Genomic DNA, 19,407 nt, shown 5'->3' with positions numbered 1-19,407 from the left:
AGCGGCGCGTCAGCCTGCCGCTCACATCCCATCCGCGTCGCTACAGCGTTCATGGCCAAATGACCGGCCTGGACGCGGCCTGTATGGCCGAGACGTGGCTACGTCATGGGTATTCAGGCCGCCGTGCCGCGTTCTGTCGGCAAAAAAACTCGCTCCCCGCCTGGACGCCTGTAAAATACGCAAAATTTTTTGCCGAACGCTATGTCGCCCAAGAAATCGCCCTTTTTCGAACTCCGCAGCGGCTCTGTCGACACGCTCCTGTTCGTGGTCAAGACAACCGACCTCGACGCGATGCGTGCCGAACTGACCCGGCGCTTCGAGGCGACCCCCGAATTTTTCGCTAACGACGTCGTCGCGATCGACGTGCGCCGGCTCGCCGAGACCGAACGCGTGCCGCTCGCCGACATCGCGCAACTGCTCGACAGCGTGCGCATGCGCCCCGTCGGCGTGGTGGCCAATGCGCAGCAGGCGTGGGCGGCGGAATCCGCGCTGCCCTTGCTCGAAGCGCGCGACCGTCGCGGCGCATCCGCTAAATCCGCTGACGAAGAAGTCGCCAATGCACCCGCTTCGGCACCGGCTGCCACCGCAGCGACGGCCACGCCGCCGGCCGACCTGTTTTCGGCAGTAGAAGGCACACCGGCCACGGCCGCCGCGGTCGACCCTGCGCCGGCTGCCGAACCCGTGCGTCTCGCCACCTCGTCGCAAACCATGGTGGTCGATAAGCCGTTGCGCTCGGGCCAGCGCATCTACGCAAAGGGCGATCTGGTCGTGCTCGGTCTGGTGAGCTACGGCGCGGAAGTGATCGCGGAAGGCAACATCCATATTTACGCGCCGCTGCGCGGCCGGGCGTTGGCCGGCGTGCAGGGCAATCACGACGCGCGCATTTTCTGCACGTGTCTCGAGCCGGAACTCATCTCGATCGCGGGCATCTATCGTACGACCGAGAACCCGCTGCCGGCCGACGTGCTCGGCAAGCCGGTGCAGATCTGGCTCGAAGAAGAAAAACTGATGATCGAACCGTTGCGGCTCACTTGATCGGCGTGAAGCGCGTGCCGCCCTGAATGGTCACGGCACGCAGCGTTCCACGGCAAATATGGCCGCACATAATTGACGAATTTGACGAACACAAGGTAAGGGTAATGGCAAAAATCATTGTGGTGACTTCGGGCAAGGGTGGCGTGGGCAAGACGACCACGAGCGCGAGTTTTGCATCGGCCCTCGCATTGCGTGGCAGCAAAACCGCCGTGATCGACTTCGACGTCGGCCTGCGTAACCTCGACCTCATCATGGGCTGCGAGCGCCGTGTGGTGTACGACCTGATCAACGTGATCCAGGGCGAAGCCAACCTGAACCAGGCGCTGATCAAGGACAAGAAGTGCGAGAACCTGTTCATCCTGCCGGCCTCGCAGACGCGTGACAAGGACGCGCTGACGCTGGAAGGCGTCGAGAAGATCATCAACGACCTGATCGCGATGGACTTCGAATACATCGTCTGCGATTCGCCGGCGGGTATCGAATCGGGCGCGCTGCTCGCCATGCACTTCGCCGACGAAGCGCTGATCGTGACCAATCCCGAAGTCTCCTCGGTCCGTGACTCGGACCGTATCCTCGGCATTCTGTCGTCGAAGACCAAGCGCGCAATCGAAAGCAAGGAGCCGATCAAGGAACACCTGCTGATCACCCGCTACAACCCGAAGCGCGTGAGCGAAGGCGAAATGCTGTCGCTGACCGACATCCAGGAAATTCTGCGCATCGATCTGATCGGCGTGATTCCGGAATCGGAAGCGGTGCTGCATGCATCGAACCAGGGGCTGCCGGCTGTGCACCTCGACGGTACCGACGTTGCTGAAGCCTATAAAGATGTCGTGTCGCGTTTCCTCGGCGAGCAGAAATCGCTTCGCTTTACCGATTACCAGAAGCCAGGGCTGCTGCAGCGCCTCTTCGGCACCAAGTAAGGGGAGCGCACGTAATGTCGATTCTTTCGTTTTTGCTGGGCGAGAAGAAGAAATCCGCGTCGGTAGCGAAGGAACGCCTGCAGTTGATCATCGCGCATGAGCGCGCCGGCGGCCATGCGCCTGCCGATTATCTGCCTGCGTTGCAACGCGAACTGGTGGCCGTGATTTCAAAGTACGTGAAAATCTCCGATGACGATATTCGTGTGAGCCTGGAACGTCAGGACGATCTCGAAGTGCTCGAGGTCAAGATCGAAATACCGCAGGTGGGTTCCGCGTAACGTGTTGCGCGCTCTGTTTCGTTCCGTCGATGTGACGTGACGAGGTGGGGCGCGTAAGCGCTTTTGTTGTTTTGTTCCCTCGTCGTTTCCCTCCGCTGTTTTTCTCGTTGTCGTCCCCGCTACTTCTGTGTTCATGTGCGCTCGCACAGGCCTTCTCACGCGTGCTTTCTGCGTGGCGAAATAATCCGTTGCACTTCGGGGTGTGCCGTTACACGCCCACAGTCAGCGCTTTCGTCCCCTAGCGCATTAAACGGATAACGCCGCATTCGGTGTCCATCCAAAGAGGGAAAACATGAACAAGACCTTTCGCTTGCTGATCGCCAACGCTGTTCTGATCGCTGCTGGTGCATCCGCTGTGGCCTCCGCTTCGGCCGAGGAAGTCGTCGTGATCGCGCCGTCCGCACCGCCGGCCGTGCGTTACGAAGCCGTGCCGGCTCCGCGTGTCGGCTATGTGTGGGATCACGGTCACTGGCGTTGGGATCACGGCCGCTATGTGTGGGACGCGGGCCACTGGCAGGCCGAGCGCGTCGGTTACCACTGGGTGCCGGGTCATTGGGTCGAACACGGTCCGAACTATCGCTGGGTCCAAGGCCACTGGGCGTAAGTCCACCAGCAACAACCGCGTGCGGCACGGCGGAATCGACATCGTGCGTGCCGCTCCCTCCAGTTTGACGACACAGGCGCCACTCATGCGTCCGGTGTAGCGCTCGCCTGTGTTTCTGAGGAACACGTGATGAAAAAGAATCTGTTTCTGATCGCCGTTCTGGCGGTCATGCTGGCCGGTTGCGTAGTGGTGCCGGCACGGCCGGTTTATATGCGCGCGCCGGCGGTTGTTGTTTACTGACGCGGGGCGCCGTCTTCAGCAGGCGCATCACCCGTGATCTCATCGACGGCCGCTGGTTCGGGCACGTCGACTTCGGGGACTTCCGGCACCGGCGCGGGTGCCGGCTGCGGTAGCGGCGCCATATAGCGCTGGGCCAGCGATTCATACAGCGGTGGAGCGAAGAGACGCGCCACGCGGCTTGCGATCAACGCGGTGGCCATCAGCGAAATCACCAGCGCATGACCATCGATCATCTCCATCACGATCACGAACGACGTAATCGGTGATTGCGTGACGGCGGCCAGATAGCCCACCATCGCGAGCGCGATCAGCATCGGCAACTGCATCGAATCAAACACCATGTGCAGCAGATTGCCGAAGCCCGCGCCGATCGATAGCGACGGTGCGAAGATGCCGCCCGGAATGCCCGGCAGGTACGAGCCGACCATCGAGATCATCTTCAGAAACGGATAGAACAGGGACAGGTGCTCGTGCCCGTCGAGTAGGCCACGCGCTTCCGCATAGCCGCTGCCGAAGGTCGTGCCGCCGGAGATGAGGCCGACGACCGCGATCACGAAACCGCACAACGCGGCGAACGCGACCGGCCGCTCGCCGTGCAACTGACGCAGCGGCGCCGGAATCCAGCGCGCCGTGTTCAGCAGCAGCCAGCCGAACACGCCGCCCGCAATACCGGTGACGATTGCCGTGAGCACGACGGCCACCGCCAGCAGATCGGGGAAGTGCGCGCCGATCTGGATGGTGCCGAAATAGGTGTAGTTGCCGTTCAGCCCCAGCGCGATCACCCCGGCGATGATGATCGCCGTAATCAGCACGCCGCTCGCGCGGGCCTCGAAGCTGCGCGTGAGTTCCTCGATCGCGAACACGATCCCCGCCAGCGGCGTATTGAACGCCGCGGACAAACCCGCTGCCGCGCCCGCCAGCACCAGCTGCCGTTCGATCTGCGCGTTCGAGCGTGGATACAGACGCCGCAGATTGAACATCAGCGCCGCGCCGACCTGCACGGTCGGCCCTTCGCGCCCGATCGTAAAGCCGCCGAGAATCGCCAGAAACGACACCGCGATCTTGCCGACCAGGATCCGCCACGACAACAGCCGTGCGCCGTATTCGCCGGGCTTGGCATGCAGGGTGGCGATGACTTGTGGAATGCCGCTGCCTTCGGCGCCGCGGAAGAACTTGCGCGTGAGCCAGACCGCGAGCGCCGCGACCGCGGGCGTGACGATCAGCGGCGCCCACACGTGGTGCTGCTGCATGGTGCGGAATTCGCCGTAGCCCCAATCGATCAGCCTGGCGTACAGCACCGCCACGAGGCCGACCGCGATCGCGCCGAGCCAGAAGATGCCGTATTGACGCCACAGGCGTCTCGCGCGACGCACGATGCCGGAAGAGAGGGGAGGAAATGCCCGGGACATGAGGATGTGCTGGCGCAAAGGGTGAATTATAAAGCGCGCGCTATCGCTTCAACCGTATGAAAGTTGTTTGAAATGTAGTAAAAGGGCTGTTCGTAAGGCGCGCAATGTAACGCCCTGTATTAATGCCGGGACGGCGCACTGGAGCGTTCGGCGATGGTTAATCCAATCGTCGGCTAGAATGTTTTGATGTTCGAACAATTAACAGGTCCTCAATGAAGCGAGTCCTTATCGTCAAGGTCACTTCGCTCGGCGATATTGTGGAGGCGTTGCCAGTCGTCGCCGATATCAAACGCGCGTATCCCGGCGTAGAAGTCGACTGGGCGGCCGACGAAGCATTCGCCGAAGTGGTGCATTGGAGCCAGAGTGTGGACCGCGTGCTTTGCGCACCGCTGCGACGCTTCAAGAAGGCGCGCAGCTGGGGCGATTTCAAGGCAATCTGGGCGTCGATCGCCGAATTGCGCGCCTACCGCTACGACTTCATCATCGACATTCACGGCGTGTACAAGAGCGCGATCATCGCGTTTCTGGCGCGTTCGTCGAAGCGTATTGGCTACCAGTCCAAGGATCTGGGCGAACGGGGCGCCGCATTTGCCTATACGGGGCGTTTCGGCCCGCGTCCGCAGTGCGATGCATGGCATGGCATGCGCATCAGTGCGAGCGAGGCGCTGGGCTATGAGGTCGAAGGCCCGCCTGTCTACAATCTGCGTCTGCCCGAGCCGGCCACCCCACTGTTCGCGGCTGACAACAGGCCGGTCGCGGCGCTGTTTCACGCCACCTCCAAAGACGACAAGAAGTGGCCGGTGCCCCATTGGGTCGCAGTCGGTCGCGAGTTGGCGCAGCGCGGTTTTCACGTGGTGCTGCCGTGGGGCTCAGAACGCGAGCGCACGGAGGCGGAGCAGATTGCGTCGCAGGTGCCGGGCTCGACCGTCCTGCCGAAGCTGAACGTGACCGAAATCGCGCAGATGATCGACGCGTGCGCGCTGGTGGTCGGTACCGATACGGGTTTCGTTCACGTGGCGCATGGATTGCAGAAGCGCACGGTCATGATTTTTGTGGCGACTTCGCCATCGCATTTCGGCATCCAGGCGCCGTTCCGCTCGATTTCGATCGGCGACGGCCACTCAGTGCCGTCGATCGCCGAGGCACTGGAGGCGATCGATTACGTGCATGGCGACGTACACAGCGAGCCACGCGTCGCAGCCATGCAGCACGGATCGGCCGCAGCCTGAGCGCAGCTTTGCAGCGCTTTCGCGCAATCGTTTGGCTAAAAGAAAAGAGGCGCGACGCGCAGTCGCCCAATCAAACGAGCGCTGCCACGGAACGCCTCCGAAAAACGCCCGCGTCGGGGAACTACGGGCGGAGAGGAATCACTGCAATGAACAAACTGACTCAAGCGCTGAGTGGCGACGTCGAGTAGCCGACTCAGTTCTACAGAGACCGCCGGCCGGCGGCCGAGTTCAATGGCGCATTCACCAAGACATGCCGTGCGTGCGTCGGCAGATTCGTGCGCCGCTCATTGGCGTCTCGCGGGCGGCTACCCGCGGCCGCTCGCAGCGTTTGAATAAGCGCCGCGCATTACATACCTGTTAAATCTGTCGCTTTTCGTTGAGTGCCTAATTGGCTACACGTGCGCGCTTTTGCGTGGCTATTGGCTCAGCCATGGCGCATGGAAACGCGTACCCAATGCCTATAATCGGCGCCCCGACTCGCGCACCCGCCACGGGCAGGACTTGCGCGGTTTGTACATGTTCAAAGCAGTATAGGCGGTGTTTTTGTCTGATGTGTGTCTGTCGTCGTCGCGCTTCGGGTGCCGTGGGTTTCGGGGTCCGAAGGTGTAACACCTCAGTGATTTTCCCTTACAAATCGCAACGTTCGCGCGAGGCAGGGTCGTGTTCAATCGAGTCATTCGGGGTTTCGGCTCGAATGAATCTGACTCGAAGGAGAACAATATGAAACGCTTAATCCTGACCCTGATCGCCGGCACGCTACTCGCAACGGCGCTCGGCGGCTGCATCGTTGCACCGGCGCCTGGCTATTACTACGGTGGCGGCGGTTATTACCATCACGGCGGGTACTACTACCGGTAACGGCTAGCGGCGCGCGTTCGGCTTGAACGCAGCGCGAGGCGCTGACGGCTGCCGCTTGCCTGCATAGGCACGGGCAGCCGCTCAACCGCTTCTTCGGATCAGGTCAGACCGCTTTCGTCAGCCGCGCCCAGCCGGGTATCGCGGCTCTCGCCCGCTCAGGCGAGCAGCATTTCGAAAGCAATCACCGCAGTGATGGCAGCCGCGTTGGCGGCCAATGCTTCCACGACAATGCCTTTCCACGTCGCGGGACGAAAGCGCAAAGCCAGCAGCAGCGAGCATAGCAATGCCAGCGCGATGATCATCACGATGTCCGCGTTGTGAAGATGAATACTCATCAGAGCCTCCCTGCTTGCCTTAGGGTTATTTGAATCGAGTATAGGCAAGTCAAAAAGACGCGCAAGGCAGGGGATTTACCAGCGCGTCTTTACCCTGATTACATCAGCTGCGAATCGCGGGTTTCGCGCATGCACAGCACACCGATCATGCTGACGGCCGCCGCAATCGAAACGTAAGCACCTACCCATGGCAGCCCGCCGTGCGCGGCCAGCACCTGCGCGATATACGGTGCGACTGACGCACCGAGAATCCCGCCGAGGTTATACGACACGCCTGCGCCGGTATAACGCACGTTGGTCGGAAACAGCTCAGGCAGCAGCGCGCCCATCGGTGCGAAGGTCACGCCCATCAGGAACAGTTCGATCACGAGGAACAGCAGCACCAGCGGCGTCTGACCACTGCCGAGCAACGGCGCCATCGTGAAGCCGGAGAGGATCGCAGCGATGATGCCGACGATCAGCACCGGCTTGCGGCCATAACGATCGCTCGCCCAGGCCGACAGCGGTGTGGCGAGCGCCATGAACACGACCGCGATGCACAGCATGCCGAGGAACGTCGGCCGCGGAATATGCAGGACCGACACGCCGTACGACAGCGAAAACGTCGTGGCGTTGTAGAACAGCGTGTAGCAGACCACCATTGCCAGCGCGCCGAGCAGGGTCGGCAGCCCGTGCTGCGAAAACAGCGTGGCGATTGGCACCTTCACGCGTTCCTTGCGTTCGATGGCCGCCTGGAAGGCCGGCGTTTCGGCGATCTTCAAGCGCACATACAAGCCGAGCGCGACCAGCACCGCGCTGACGAGGAACGGCACGCGCCAGCCCCAGCTGCGGAATTGCTCGTCGCTCAAAGACAAGGCCAACGCGAAGAACAGACCGTTGGATGCCAGAAAACCGATCGACGGCCCCAGTTGCGGGAACATCCCGAACCAGCCGCGTTTGCCGGCCGGTGCGTTCTCGGTGGCGAGCAGCGCCGCGCCGCCCCATTCGCCGCCAAGGCCGATACCCTGGCCGAAGCGCAGCACGCACAGCAGGATCGGCGCGAGGCTGCCGATCGAGTCGTAGCCGGGCACGAAACCGATCAGCGTGGTCGACACACCCATCACCAGCAGCGAAGCCACCAGCGTCGATTTACGGCCGATCCGGTCGCCGAAGTGGCCGAACAGGAACGAGCCGATCGGCCGCGCGACGAAGGCGATACCGAAGGTAACGAAAGCCGACAAAGCCTGGGCGGTCGCCGAGCCATGCGGGAAAAACACCGGTCCGATGACGAGCGCCGCAGCGGTCGCATAGACATAGAAATCGTAGAACTCGATCGCGGTGCCGATAAAGCTCGCGAAGATGATCCGCGCGCTGCTGGTCTGCCCGGCCGCATTGGGCTGGGCCGCGGAAATCGGCGAAGTGGACATGCAGGGTCTCCTTATGTCGCGATGCCGTCGGGCGCCGTACTTCGATGGGCGGGCGGCGCGTGGTCAGGCGGCATCTTTGTTTAAGTTCGTGCGCATCGCGCGTCTTGCTGGCGGTTGAAGCCTTCTTCGGCACGGACGATGAAGCGACAGCTTACAACGGCGGACGCCAGCCGTCAGCCGTCAACGCTCGCGCGCGAAAGCGGCCATGCCAGGGGAACAGGCAGGTGAGGGGGGAGGCGTTGCGTTCAGTCGATGGTCTGCGCTTGCGGCGAGGCGAATTCGCGCAGCTGGAATTTGCCGTTGTCGTTGAACAGCCAGTCTTCGAACAGTTCGAGCTGGCCATGGCCGTTGAGCAATTTACCGGGCGGTTGCGGCAGCGGCGAGGCGCGCCGCAAGGAGGCGAGCGCGGTGCTTTCGGCTTCGTCGTCGCCATTGGTGCGATACACCGACGACTGCAGCACCCGGCCATCGCGATCCACCGTGAACGACACCACCACCAGCGAGCGCAGCATCGCTTGCGGCGTGCCGCGCAACACATAGGAAGGGCTGCGTTCGACGATGCGTTGCGCGACCGCGCTGCGGTACTGGTCGAGCGTCGCACTGTTGACGGCCGCCGGCGGCGTGATGACAAGCGGGCGATCAGGTGGCGTGAACGTGCAGCCCGCGAGTGCTGCGAGCGCCAAAAGCGAAGCCGTTGTCAACGCGGAAGCCGCGCGATGCGCAGGCGAAAAGGATGCGCTCACGCGTGAAGCGAAGCGTCCAGTCAAGCGGGGAAGGTGACGTGTGCAGGTGGACATCGTCGAGGTAAGCACTGTGACAGGATCTAACTTGATGGTAGTCAAAAAACGCCAGGATGCAATTGTCGTTGACCCGCTCCTTTACGATTCGACCGCTTGTAATAGGCTGAAATATGGCCGGATTTCTCTTCGGCCAAAACACGCCTACACTTCGATGGCCTCTTTCGAGAGGCATCGGTGGAAGTCTTTCATTTAGCCCGCTTCGCGCAATCAATCCAGCCGCGAAAATAAAAAGGCGAACTCGTTGGTGAGTTCGCCTTTTGTTTTCATGCTGCTTCGTGCTTGCGGTGATGCCAATGCAAGCCGTCATGCACGCATTGGCTCGACGCGCACGTGCGCGCCGGGCCTTACCTTACTTCAACGCTTCCCGCGCAGCCTTGACCGCCGCGAGCACCTGCTCAGGCGCGGTACCGCCCGGATGGTTGCGGCTCGCCACCGAACCTTCGAGCGTCAGATACGAGAACACGTCTTCGCCGATCAGATGCGCGACGTTCGGTAGTTCCTTACGCATTTCTTCCAGCGTCAGGTCGGCCAGATCGCAGCCGCGATCGGCACACACGCGAACTGCCAGCGCCACCGCTTCGTGCGCGTCGCGGAACGGCAGGCCGCGCTTGACGAGGTAGTCGGCGAGATCGGTTGCCGTGGAGAAACCTTGCAATGCGGCGTCGCGCATGGCTTGCGGCTTCACCGAGATGCCGGCGACCATTTCTGCGAAGATGCGCAGCGTGTCCGCGACCGTATCAACGGTGTCGAACAGCGGTTCCTTGTCTTCCTGATTGTCCTTGTTGTACGCGAGCGGCTGGCCCTTCATCAACGTGAGTAGCGCGATCAGATGGCCGTTCACGCGGCCCGTCTTGCCGCGCGCGAGTTCAGGCACGTCCGGGTTCTTCTTCTGCGGCATGATCGACGAACCGGTGCAGAAACGGTCGGCCAGATCGATGAAGCCGACGCGCGGGCTCATCCACAGCACGAGTTCTTCGGAGAAGCGCGACACGTGCGTCATGATCAATGCCGACGCTGCCGTGAACTCGATCGCGAAGTCACGATCGGACACCGCGTCCAGCGAGTTCGCGCAGATGCCGTCGAAGCCGAGCGTTTTCGCCACGGCATGACGGTCGATCGGATAGCTGGTGCCGGCGAGAGCAGCTGCGCCGAGCGGCAGGCGATTCACGCGCTTGCGGCAATCGACCATGCGTTCGGCGTCGCGCGAAAACATTTCGACGTAGGCGAGCAGGTGATGGCCGAACGTGACCGGCTGCGCGACTTGCAGGTGCGTGAAGCCCGGCATGATGGTCGACGCGTTCTTCTCCGCCATGTCGAGCAGGGCCGTGCGCAATTCCGTCAGCAGGCCGCCGATGCGGTCGATTTCGCCGCGCAGCCACAGGCGGATATCCGTCGCCACCTGGTCGTTACGCGAGCGGCCCGTGTGCAGGCGCTTGCCGGCGTCGCCGATCAGCGCGGTCAGGCGCGCTTCGATGTTCAGGTGGACGTCTTCCAGATCGAGTTGCCACTCGAACTCGCCTCGCTCAATCTCGCCCTTGATCTGCGCCATGCCGCGTTGGATCGCGGCGAGGTCGTCGGCGGCGATGATCTTCTGCGCGGCCAGCATCGAGGCGTGCGCAAGCGACCCTTCGATATCGACGAGCGCCAGACGCTTGTCGAAGAAAACCGACGACGTGTAGCGTTTGACGAGCTCCGACATCGGCTCCGAGAAGCGAGCCGACCAGGCTTCGCCTTTTTTGTGCAGTTGGGACGTCATGGTGTTGGGCAGTTAAGCGGCAGTTGAGCGAGCGGTGAAGAAGGCTGACGGCGTTCGCGGACGGTGCAGGCGCCATCGAAACGGGCGAAAGACAGGGATTTTAACACTGGGCTATTCCCGCACCAGCACCACCAGCTTCAGATCCTCGCGATGAGCGGGCTTGAACGTGATCTGGTCGTAGACGAGGCGGCCGTCGCGCGGATGGTTAAATTCGCGCCTGCCGCCTTCGCGGCCGCCGACGTCCTGCGACGCCCAGAAACGGGCGAACGCGTCGCTGGCGGCGGTGAGCGAGTCGATCAGCCCGCGGGTGGGGGCGTCGTTCAGATGGCGGATCGAGTCGGCGCGGAATTCGGCGGCGAGGCGCCGTGCGCGCGTTTCCCAGTCGACGATCAACTCGCGCGCGGCCGGTTCGGTGAAGGTGTAGCGCAGCAGATTGCGGTCGTGCGTGCCGTCCAGCCAGCCGACGAACAGGTCGGCGGCGCGTTCGTTCCAGGCGAGCGCATTCCACTGCCGGTCGAGCACGTACGCCGGTGCGTTCACAAGTTGTACGGTTTCGAGCAGGGTGGCGGGCGCGTCGGCGGCGGCCGGATCAGGCTCGGCCGGGTCGCGCTGCGCGGCCAGTTCGAACAGATACGCCCGCTCGGCGCGCGACAGTTGTAGCGCGACGGCGATCCGCGCCAGCGCATCGGCGGAAGCGGAGACGGGGCGGCCCTGTTCGATCCACGTGTACCAGGTCGGGCTGACGCCGCACAGCTGTGCGACTTCCTCGCGGCGCAAGCCGGGTGTGCGGCGGCGCGGGCCCGGCGGCAGACCGAGCGCTTGCGGCGAGAGCCGTTCGCGATGCGCACGGATGAAGTCGCCAAGTGCACGCGCGGGCGTGGCTTCGAGCGGCGGCGGATTGTCGGCGGAGGACGGCGTGGTCATTCTGATCGGGCGGCGCTTGGCGGGGGTGGTGTTATTGATACCAGAATAATTGCTTAACTTGTACTGGTACACGGCGGGCTCTATTGTAACGACTGGAACGACGCAGCGCCGTCCAGAGAGACCCGGGCTCAAGCCCGGCGCAACCCCACGTACATAACCGGAGCCTCCCATGAAGCATCACGATCAGGTCGCCGACGCCTTCGGCTCGACCGCCGCCGCGTATTTGACGAGTCAGACGCATGCCACCGGCGCCGATCTGCAGACGCTGGCGGAATCGATCGCCGCGACGCCGGACGCGAAGGTGCTCGATATGGGCTGCGGCGCAGGTCACGCGAGTTTCGCGGTCGCGCCGCATGCGAAAGAAGTGGTCGCGTACGACATCGCGCCGCAGATGCTGGCGACCGTCGACGGCGCAGCCAAAGATCGCGGCTTGACCAACATCCGCACGCAACAGGGCGCCGCTGAAACGCTGCCGTTTGAAGACGATTCGTTCGACTGGATCATCAGCCGGATGAGTGCGCATCACTGGCACGACGTGCCGCTTGCGTTGGCCGAAGTGCGTCGCGTGTTGAAGCCGGGCGGCAAGGTGCTGTTCATCGACATCGCCGGCGCCGATCATCCGCTGCTCGACACGCATATCCAGGCGGTGGAATTGCTGCGAGACGGCTCGCATATCCGCGACTACCGCGCCGACGAATGGATTGCATTGTTCGAAGCGGCCGGTTTCACGGCATCGATTCGCGAGCGCTGGCGCATTGAGATTGAGTTCAGCTCGTGGGTGGCGCGCATGCGCACGCCGGAGCCGCGCGTGGTGGCGATTCGCTCGCTGTGGAGCAACTCGCCCGATGAGGTGCGTCAGTATTTCGACGTGCAGGAAGACGGCTCGTTCAAGCTCGACGCGCTGATGATCGCGGCGCAGTAGGTCCACGCGGTAAGTCGAATCAACCGGGTGGTACTACCCACCCGGTTGATGTGGCTTCGATCAGCCCGTATTACGCAGCCCCGCCGCAATCCCGTTGATGCTCAAATGAATCCCGCGCCGCACACGTGCGTTGGTATCGCCCGCGCGGTGACGCTTGAGCAACTCGACCTGCAAGTGATTCAACGGATCGAGATACGGGAAGCGGTTCTTGATCGAACGCGCGAGCAGCGGATTCTCAGCAAGCCGTTCGCTCTTGCCGGTGATCTCCGACAACACCTTCGACGTCCGCTCCCATTCCGCGACGATCCGCTCGAACACATGCTTGCGCAGCTTCTTGTCCGACACGAGCTGTGCGTAGCGCGAGGCCACCGCGAGGTCGGTCTTCGCCAGCACCATGTCCATGTTGGAGAGCAGGTTCGCGAAGAACGGCCACGTCTTGTGCATTTTCTTGAGCAGCGCAAGACGGCGGGTGCGCTCGGCATCGCTCGGCGCGCTGTCCAGATGCGCGGCCACTGCGCTGCCGAAACCGTACCAGCCGGTCAGCAGCAAACGGCATTGGCCCCATGAGAAGCCCCACGGAATCGCGCGCAGGTCTTCGATCTTCCGTTGCTTCGGGTCCTGCAATTTGCGCGAGGCCGGACGGCTGCCGATGTTCAACTCGGCGATCTCGGAGATCGGCGTCGACTCGAAGAAATACTCCTTGAAGCCCGGCGTTTCGTAGACCAGCGCGCGATACGAGGCCATCGCCGCGTCGGACAATTGCTGCATGGTTTCTTCGAAGGCGGGCAATTGCGCGGGCGCAATGCCGTGCGGCAACAACGAGGCTTCGAGCGTTGCGGCCACCACCGTCTCCAGATTGCGTCGGCCGATTTCCGGATTGCCGAACTTGCTGGCGATCACTTCGCCTTGCTCGGTCAAGCGGATCTGACCGTCGACGGTGCCCGGCGGCTGCGACAGAATCGCCTGATACGTCGGACCACCGCCACGGCCTACCGTGCCTCCGCGTCCATGGAACAGGCGCAGGGTCACGCCGCGTTCATTGAACAGCGACACGAGCGCCAGTTCGGCGCGGTACAGCTCCCAGTTCGACGTCAGGAAGCCGCCGTCCTTGTTGCTGTCCGAATAGCCGAGCATCACTTCCTGCTCGTTGCCCTGATGTTCGATCAGTGCGTCGACGCCCGGCAGCGCGATCAGATCGCGCATGATGTGCGGCGCGTTGCGCAAGTCGGGGATCGTTTCGAACAGCGGGATCACCATCAGCCCCGCGCGCGCCGGATCGTGCGCGTCGCCGAGGCGGCCGTGCAGCAGGCCGGTTTCCTTCTGCAGCAACATCACTTCGACCAGATCGCTGACGGTCTCCGTGTGCGAAATGATGTAGTTGCGCACCGCGCGCGCACCGAACTTCTCGCGCGTGACGCGGGCTTCTTCGAGCACACCGAGTTCGCTCTTCACGAGATCGGAGTACTCGGCGAAGGGCAGGCGCAGCGGGCGCGGCTGCGACAGTTCGGCGAGCAGCACCTTGAGTTTGTCTTCTTCGGAGAGCGACGCGTAGTCGTCCTCGACGCCCGCACGCTTCATCAACTCGGCGATCACCGCTTCATGGATGTCGGAGCTTTGACGCAAGTCGATGCTCGCCAGATGGAAGCCGAACACTTCGGCGGCGCGCGCGAGCGGCGACAGGCGGGGTGCCGCGAGCGGCGCGCCATGATGCTCGGCGAGCGAATCGATCAGCACGTGCAGATCGCGCACGAATTCGGCGGAGTCGTCGTACGGCTTGGCGCGGATCGGCGCCGCACCGCGGCCCGCGCTGCGCACCGGCACGCTGCCTTCACCGAGACGCACGCGCGCGCTCGCCGCGAGTCGCGTGTACATGCCGATCAAGGCACGGCGATACGGTTCGTCGGTGCGGTGCGGCGACTGGTCGGGCGAGATGTCCGCGAGGTCTTTCAACGCGTCGCTTGCACCGGCCAGCAGGTTCGACACCGACAACTCGGCGCCCAACTTGTGCACCTGTTCCATATAGTGTTCGAAGATCACCGCCGCTTGGCGGGTGATCGCGTGCTCGAGCGTTTCGGCCGTGACGTTCGGATTGCCGTCGCGATCGCCGCCGATCCAGCTACCCATCTGGAAGAACGGCGGCAGGCGCGCCTCGAGGCCGTGCTCGGCGAGCGCTTCCTCGATGTCGGCGTAGAGCGCCGGAATTTCTTCGAGGAAGGTCGCGCGGTAGTACGACAGCGCGTTTTCGATTTCATCGGCGACCGTCAGGCGCGAATCGCGCAGCATCCGCGTTTGCCAGAGCGACGTGACGCTCGCACGCAGCATCGCTTCGTTGTGCGCGCGTTCGCGGTTGGTCAACTGCTGATCGCGTTCGGCGAGGAGACGCGCGACGTCGTGCTGCGCGTCGAGAATGCTCTTGCGCTGCACCTCGGTAGGGTGCGCGGTCAGGACCGGCACGATCAACGCATCATTGAAGAACTGCTGCAGGACCGGCGTCGCGGCGGCGCCTGCCTCGACGAGCCGTTCGAGCGCGTGCGCCATGGTGCCCGGCTGCGAGGTCGAGCCGGCCAGCGCGTGAATCCGATGACGGCGATTGCGGTGGCGATCTTCCGCGATATTCGCAAGATGCGAAAAGTAGCTGAACGCGCGCACCACGCTGACCGTTTGCTCCGGGCTCAGCGAACGGAGTTTCTTATCGAGCGTTTGTGCGGCGGCACTATCGTCTTCGCGGCGAAAACGCACGGCGGTCTGGCGGATCGTCTCCACGACGTCGAACACCTCGTCGCCTTCCTGTTCGCGCAGCACGTCGCCGAGAAGGCGCCCGAGATAGCGGATGTCCTGGAACAGCGGATGGTCCTTGTCCTCACGCGTGCGGCCGCTGCTTTTCGAGGCGGGCATAACCGTGTCCGGCGAAACGGCTTGCAGCTTGGGCGCCTGAGTGGCTTCTGGCGCGGCAACGCTCGCGACGGCCTTGGTCTTCGGGGACTTCGCCTTGGCCGGTTTCAGCGTCTGGGCGGCGTTCGCGGCTTGCGTCGCCTTACCTGCCCTGACGGCCTTCACCGTCTTGTCCGCCTTGGCGGGCGTAGAGGCTTTGGCGGATTTGGAGGCTTTGGCGACGTTAGCGGCCTGGCTTGCCTTAGCAGATTTGCCGGCGCGTTGGGCCGGTGTGGACTGGGCAGCCGTTGCGGCGTCAGCCGCTTGAGCGTTGGGCGATGCAGTGTTGCGGCGGGCAGGGCGCGCCGATCCGGAAGACGTCACGATGGGTTTCCTCAGGGAAGCCAGGGTCTGTTGAGTGATGAACTGCTACTGCGGAACTGCACTAAGAGTTGCAACGGGAACTGCGCGAAACCTGGACAAACCGGTATGCGGCGATGGCAATACGCCGGAGAGGGGAGCCGCGTGCCCATTTGCATGGAGCGCACGAGGTGTGTGACGTGCATTGCATGCACGACAGCCACGTTGCGCCGCATTGCATCATCCCGCATGCCGCGCCCCGGTGCGCGAACGACCGTGCTTGAACAGGCTGGGATGAGGCAGGCGTGCGCTCTACGAGGCCCGTCTCCTCCATCGATACCGCGCTAGCGCGGCGCTCCGCTGTGCCTTGAGACACAAGGGCGCGTGCTAACATTGATTGTTATTACATCCCGTCATTCGATCAGCAAGCTAATGAACACCGAGACGTTTTCTACGCCACCCCACACGCTTGTGATTGCGTCGCGAGAAAGCCGCCTTGCCATGTGGCAGGCGGAGCATGTGCAATGTGCGCTGCACAAATTATATCCATCTTGTGACGTAAAAATCCTCGGAATGACGACACGTGGGGATCAAATTCTCGATCGCACTTTGTCGAAGGTTGGTGGTAAGGGCCTCTTCGTCAAGGAACTGGAAGCGGCGCTGGCCGACGGCCGCGCCGATCTGGCCGTGCACTCGCTCAAAGACGTGCCCATGGAGCTGCCCGCGGGCTTTGCGCTCTCCACCATCATGGAGCGCGAAGATCCGCGCGACGCGCTGGTGTCGAACGAGTACGACTCGCTTGCCGCGCTGCCGGCCGGTGCGGTGGTCGGCACCTCCAGCCTGCGCCGCGAGGCGATGCTGCGCATGCGTTATCCGCACCTGGTGGTGCGGCCGTTGCGCGGCAATCTGGACACCCGTCTGTCGAAACTCGATCGCGGCGACTATGCGGCGATCATTCTGGCGGCTGCCGGTTTGAAGCGTTTGGGTCTGGGCGAGCGCATCCGCGCGAATCTGGATCCGGAAGACAGCTTGCCCGCAGCCGGTCAGGGCGCGCTCGGCATCGAGATTCGCGCCGATCGCGCGGACCTCGCGGCATGGCTCGCACCGTTGCATCACGAACATACGGCAGCGGCCGTCGAAGCAGAGCGGATGGTCTCGCGCGCCTTGGGCGGCAGTTGCGAAGTGCCGCTCGCGGCCTATGCACACTGGCACGACGGCGCGCTGCATCTGCGCGGCATCGTCGCTACGCCTGATGGTCAGCGTGTGTTGAGCGCGCAGGCATCGGCGCCGGCGCCCACGGTCGAACGCGCTGTGGCGCTCGGCAAGGAAGTGGCGGACGCGCTCGAGCAGCAAGGTGCGATGGAAATCGTCCGCGCGTTGAGCACGGCCAGCGGCCCCGCCGCCGGGTCGGCGGACAGCGCGGCGACCGGCGAGTGATGGCGGCCGATATCCCGGGCAACGCATCCTCATCCGTCGACAAGGCGGCGTTCACGGTCGTGATTACGCGACCGGCCGGTCAGTCGAACGAATTAATCGCGCAACTCGCGGCAGCGGGCGTTGCCGTGCTCGACTTTCCGCTGATCGACATCGCGCCTGTCACTGACGAAGCGCCGTTGCGCGCAGCGCTGGCCTCTCTGGAACGCTATGCACTGGTGGTGTTCGTCTCGCCCAACGCGGTCGATCACGCGTTTGCCAGGAGCGATGCGATCTGGCCGCACGCGCTGCCGATCGGCGTAGTCGGACCAGGCAGCGTGCAGGCGCTGGCGCGCCACGGCGTCGCGGCGCCGGCTTACACGATCATCAGCCCGCCGTCCGTAGCCGAAGACGATACGGCGCGCTTCGATTCCGAAGGCCTGTTCGCGGCGATCGATACCGCGCTCGGCGCGACGAGCCTCGAAGGCAAGCGCGTCCTGATCGTGCGTGGCGACGGCGGCCGCGAATGGCTTGCTGACCGCTTGCGAGAGGCGGGCGCCGAAGTCGAAACGGTCGCGGCCTATCGCCGTCTCGTGCCGGAACCGTCGATCGGAGGCTGGGCGCGCGTACACGCGCTGCTGGCCGGCGCGCCGCACGCCTGGCTGCTCACCAGCTCGGAGGGCGTGCGCAACCTGCATGAACTCGCGCAGGAGCATCTGACCGCCGAGGAAATCACGCAACTGAAGCACGCCAATCTGGTCGCGCCGCATCCCCGTATCGCGCAGACCGCGCGGGCATTGGGTTTTGATAGCATTACGGTGTCCGGTGCGGGCGATGAGCGTATTGCCCGCGCCTTGCTTGCCGCCGTCCCGACCGTTGTTCAACCGGTACCGTCCAACCCGGCTCATTCACCGGCTAAATCACGCATGACTGAAACGAACGCATCCACGAACGCTTCACCCCAGCCGGCCGCAACCACTGCGTTGCCGCCGAATCCACCCTTCACGCCCTACGAAGCGCAGGAAAAGCGCCGCAGCGCGAGCGGACCGCTGCTGTGGTTTGTCGTCGTGATCATTGCTTGTGCGGCGGGGGTAGGCGGCTACGCGCTCAATCGTAAAGTAGAGCGCACCGAGCAGCAGCTCGTGCAACGCCAGCAGGCGAACGACGCGCAGACCAACGACTTGCGCGTCAAGACCGATCAGGCGCTGGCCACGGTGCATCAGTCCGACTCGCAGGTCGCGCAACTCGAAGGCAAGCTTGCGGATGCGCAGACCGCGCAGCAGGCGCTGCAACAGCAATACTCCGATCTCGCCCGCAATCGCGACGACTGGACGATGGCTGAAGTCGGCCAGATGCTGTCGGCCGCGAGCCAGCAATTGCAGCTCACCGGCAATACGCAGCTCGCGCTGTTCGCGCTGCAAAGCGCGGACACGCGTCTCGCCGCGTCGGATAGCCCGCAGGCCGTGACCGTACGCAAGGCAATCGCGCAAGACATCGACAAGCTCAAGGCCGCGCCCTCCACGGATCTGACCGGTATGGCGATCAAGCTCGACAACGCGATCGACCAGGTCGACAGCCTGCCGCTCTCCGGCGAAGCCCCGATTGCTCACGCCACGCCAAAGGCCGCCACGTGGGCCGACACGGCGAAGGTGGCCGCGGCCACCGGCGAGCCGCGCTGGAAAGTGTGGTGGCGTGAAGTCACGACCGGCATCGGCCAGCAGCTCACCAGCCTCGTGCAGGTGCGCCGCATCGACAACGCCGACGCCATGCTCGTCACGCCCGATCAAGGCTACTTCGTGCGCGAGAATCTGAAGCTGCGTTTGCTGTCGGCGCGGCTCGCGCTGCTCTCGCGCAACCAGACCACGCTGAAGTCCGACCTGCAGGCGGCGCAGGCTGCTCTCACGCGTTACTTCGACAACACCTCGAAGAAAACGCAGACCGTGGTCGATCTGGTCAAGCAGGTGGATGCGGGTTCGGCCGCGGTTGAACTGCCGACTTTGAACACCAGTCTGCAGGCCGTCAATCAATACCGGAGCCGAGGTTAATC

General features: G+C 63.5%; 16 protein-coding genes. 9 read left to right on the top strand and 7 right to left on the bottom strand.

Annotated features, from left to right (window positions below):
- The first annotated feature begins 201 nt into the window (after positions 1-201).
- The 4 genes from minC (at position 202) to M0D68_RS14730 (ending at position 2,837) form a co-directional block, all read left to right on the top strand.
- Positions 202-1,035, top strand: a complete 834-nt coding sequence (gene minC, locus M0D68_RS14745; protein ID WP_266224690.1) for a septum site-determining protein MinC — start codon at positions 202-204, stop codon at positions 1,033-1,035.
- 104 nt (positions 1,036-1,139) lie between these two features.
- The gene (gene minD, locus M0D68_RS14740) at positions 1,140-1,955 is read left to right on the top strand and encodes a septum site-determining protein MinD (protein WP_054035077.1); all 816 of its coding nucleotides are present in this window, start codon (positions 1,140-1,142) and stop codon (positions 1,953-1,955) included.
- A 14-nt stretch (positions 1,956-1,969) separates the two neighbouring features.
- The gene (gene minE, locus M0D68_RS14735) at positions 1,970-2,233 is read left to right on the top strand and encodes a cell division topological specificity factor MinE (RefSeq protein ID WP_054035076.1); all 264 of its coding nucleotides are present in this window, start codon (positions 1,970-1,972) and stop codon (positions 2,231-2,233) included.
- Positions 2,234-2,525: 292 nt separating this feature from the next.
- On the top strand, positions 2,526-2,837 hold the full coding sequence (locus M0D68_RS14730; RefSeq protein ID WP_093643897.1) for a YXWGXW repeat-containing protein: 312 nt from the start codon (positions 2,526-2,528) through the stop codon (positions 2,835-2,837).
- A gap of 233 nt (positions 2,838-3,070) precedes the next feature.
- On the opposite strand, the gene M0D68_RS14725 is transcribed toward M0D68_RS14730, so the two are convergent.
- Positions 3,071-4,486, bottom strand: coding sequence for a chloride channel protein (locus tag M0D68_RS14725; protein ID WP_266224688.1), 1,416 nt, complete (start codon positions 4,484-4,486; stop codon positions 3,071-3,073).
- Positions 4,487-4,698: 212 nt separating this feature from the next.
- On the opposite strand from M0D68_RS14725, the gene waaC reads away from it, so the two are divergent.
- Positions 4,699-5,715, top strand: coding sequence for a lipopolysaccharide heptosyltransferase I (waaC, locus tag M0D68_RS14720; protein ID WP_093643891.1), 1,017 nt, complete (start codon positions 4,699-4,701; stop codon positions 5,713-5,715).
- A gap of 720 nt (positions 5,716-6,435) precedes the next feature.
- Entirely contained in the window at positions 6,436-6,573 is a 138-nt protein-coding gene (locus tag M0D68_RS14715; protein ID WP_167363299.1) for a hypothetical protein, read from the top strand.
- 155 nt (positions 6,574-6,728) lie between these two features.
- Here the strand turns inward: M0D68_RS14715 and M0D68_RS14710 are convergent, their stop codons facing one another.
- The 5 genes from M0D68_RS14710 to M0D68_RS14690 all read right to left on the bottom strand — a co-directional run bounded on the left by M0D68_RS14710 (position 6,729) and on the right by M0D68_RS14690 (position 11,794).
- Positions 6,729-6,908, bottom strand: coding sequence for a hypothetical protein (locus tag M0D68_RS14710; RefSeq protein ID WP_093643889.1), 180 nt, complete (start codon positions 6,906-6,908; stop codon positions 6,729-6,731).
- Positions 6,909-7,006: 98 nt separating this feature from the next.
- Complete coding sequence (locus M0D68_RS14705) at positions 7,007-8,314, bottom strand: MFS transporter (RefSeq protein ID WP_093643887.1); 1,308 nt, start codon at positions 8,312-8,314, stop codon at positions 7,007-7,009.
- A gap of 245 nt (positions 8,315-8,559) precedes the next feature.
- A complete protein-coding gene (locus M0D68_RS14700) occupies positions 8,560-9,111 on the bottom strand; it encodes an energy transducer TonB (protein WP_093643885.1) in 552 nt (183 codons plus the stop codon).
- 352 nt (positions 9,112-9,463) lie between these two features.
- Entirely contained in the window at positions 9,464-10,870 is a 1,407-nt protein-coding gene (argH, locus tag M0D68_RS14695; protein WP_175052721.1) for an argininosuccinate lyase, read from the bottom strand.
- Between the two features lie 111 nt (positions 10,871-10,981).
- The gene (locus M0D68_RS14690) at positions 10,982-11,794 is read right to left on the bottom strand and encodes a helix-turn-helix transcriptional regulator (protein ID WP_093643881.1); all 813 of its coding nucleotides are present in this window, start codon (positions 11,792-11,794) and stop codon (positions 10,982-10,984) included.
- Between the two features lie 169 nt (positions 11,795-11,963).
- On the opposite strand from M0D68_RS14690, the gene M0D68_RS14685 reads away from it, so the two are divergent.
- Complete coding sequence (locus M0D68_RS14685) at positions 11,964-12,716, top strand: class I SAM-dependent methyltransferase (RefSeq protein WP_256456190.1); 753 nt, start codon at positions 11,964-11,966, stop codon at positions 12,714-12,716.
- 60 nt (positions 12,717-12,776) lie between these two features.
- Here M0D68_RS14685 and ppc read toward each other — a convergent pair whose 3' ends face one another.
- The gene (gene ppc / locus M0D68_RS14680; RefSeq protein WP_266224682.1) at positions 12,777-15,971 is read right to left on the bottom strand and encodes a phosphoenolpyruvate carboxylase; all 3,195 of its coding nucleotides are present in this window, start codon (positions 15,969-15,971) and stop codon (positions 12,777-12,779) included.
- A gap of 408 nt (positions 15,972-16,379) precedes the next feature.
- On the opposite strand from ppc, the gene hemC reads away from it, so the two are divergent.
- Positions 16,380-17,384, top strand: coding sequence for a hydroxymethylbilane synthase (gene hemC / locus M0D68_RS14675; RefSeq protein WP_093643875.1), 1,005 nt, complete (start codon positions 16,380-16,382; stop codon positions 17,382-17,384).
- Positions 17,384-19,405, top strand: a complete 2,022-nt coding sequence (gene hemDX / locus M0D68_RS14670; protein WP_256456192.1) for a fused uroporphyrinogen-III synthase HemD/membrane protein HemX — start codon at positions 17,384-17,386, stop codon at positions 19,403-19,405. Before hemC ends, hemDX begins: the two co-directional genes overlap by 1 nt.
- Positions 19,406-19,407 lie beyond the last annotated feature (2 nt).

The sequence above is a fragment of the Paraburkholderia sp. SEWSISQ10-3 4 genome (assembly GCF_030464785.1).
Lineage (GTDB): Bacteria > Pseudomonadota > Gammaproteobacteria > Burkholderiales > Burkholderiaceae > Paraburkholderia > Paraburkholderia aspalathi.
Note: the sequence above shows the minus strand (reverse complement) of the source record. Positions and strands in the feature narration are given on the sequence as shown.

What these genes read in the sequence shown, in the direction of transcription:
- M0D68_RS14690 (WP_093643881.1), bottom strand. Translation starts at nt 11,794, where the DNA reads ATGACCACGCCGTCCTCCGCCGACAATCCGCCGCCGCTCGAAGCCACG.
- hemC (WP_093643875.1), top strand. Translation starts at nt 16,380, where the DNA reads ATGAACACCGAGACGTTTTCTACGCCACCCCACACGCTTGTGATTGCG.
- M0D68_RS14710 (WP_093643889.1), bottom strand. Translation starts at nt 6,908, where the DNA reads ATGAGTATTCATCTTCACAACGCGGACATCGTGATGATCATCGCGCTG.
- waaC (WP_093643891.1), top strand. Translation starts at nt 4,699, where the DNA reads ATGAAGCGAGTCCTTATCGTCAAGGTCACTTCGCTCGGCGATATTGTG.
- argH (WP_175052721.1), bottom strand. Translation starts at nt 10,870, where the DNA reads ATGACGTCCCAACTGCACAAAAAAGGCGAAGCCTGGTCGGCTCGCTTC.
- minC (WP_266224690.1), top strand. Translation starts at nt 202, where the DNA reads ATGTCGCCCAAGAAATCGCCCTTTTTCGAACTCCGCAGCGGCTCTGTC.
- M0D68_RS14705 (WP_093643887.1), bottom strand. Translation starts at nt 8,314, where the DNA reads ATGTCCACTTCGCCGATTTCCGCGGCCCAGCCCAATGCGGCCGGGCAG.
- minE (WP_054035076.1), top strand. Translation starts at nt 1,970, where the DNA reads ATGTCGATTCTTTCGTTTTTGCTGGGCGAGAAGAAGAAATCCGCGTCG.
- M0D68_RS14715 (WP_167363299.1), top strand. Translation starts at nt 6,436, where the DNA reads ATGAAACGCTTAATCCTGACCCTGATCGCCGGCACGCTACTCGCAACG.
- minD (WP_054035077.1), top strand. Translation starts at nt 1,140, where the DNA reads ATGGCAAAAATCATTGTGGTGACTTCGGGCAAGGGTGGCGTGGGCAAG.
- hemDX (WP_256456192.1), top strand. Translation starts at nt 17,384, where the DNA reads ATGGCGGCCGATATCCCGGGCAACGCATCCTCATCCGTCGACAAGGCG.
- M0D68_RS14685 (WP_256456190.1), top strand. Translation starts at nt 11,964, where the DNA reads ATGAAGCATCACGATCAGGTCGCCGACGCCTTCGGCTCGACCGCCGCC.
- M0D68_RS14730 (WP_093643897.1), top strand. Translation starts at nt 2,526, where the DNA reads ATGAACAAGACCTTTCGCTTGCTGATCGCCAACGCTGTTCTGATCGCT.
- M0D68_RS14700 (WP_093643885.1), bottom strand. Translation starts at nt 9,111, where the DNA reads ATGTCCACCTGCACACGTCACCTTCCCCGCTTGACTGGACGCTTCGCT.
- M0D68_RS14725 (WP_266224688.1), bottom strand. Translation starts at nt 4,486, where the DNA reads ATGTCCCGGGCATTTCCTCCCCTCTCTTCCGGCATCGTGCGTCGCGCG.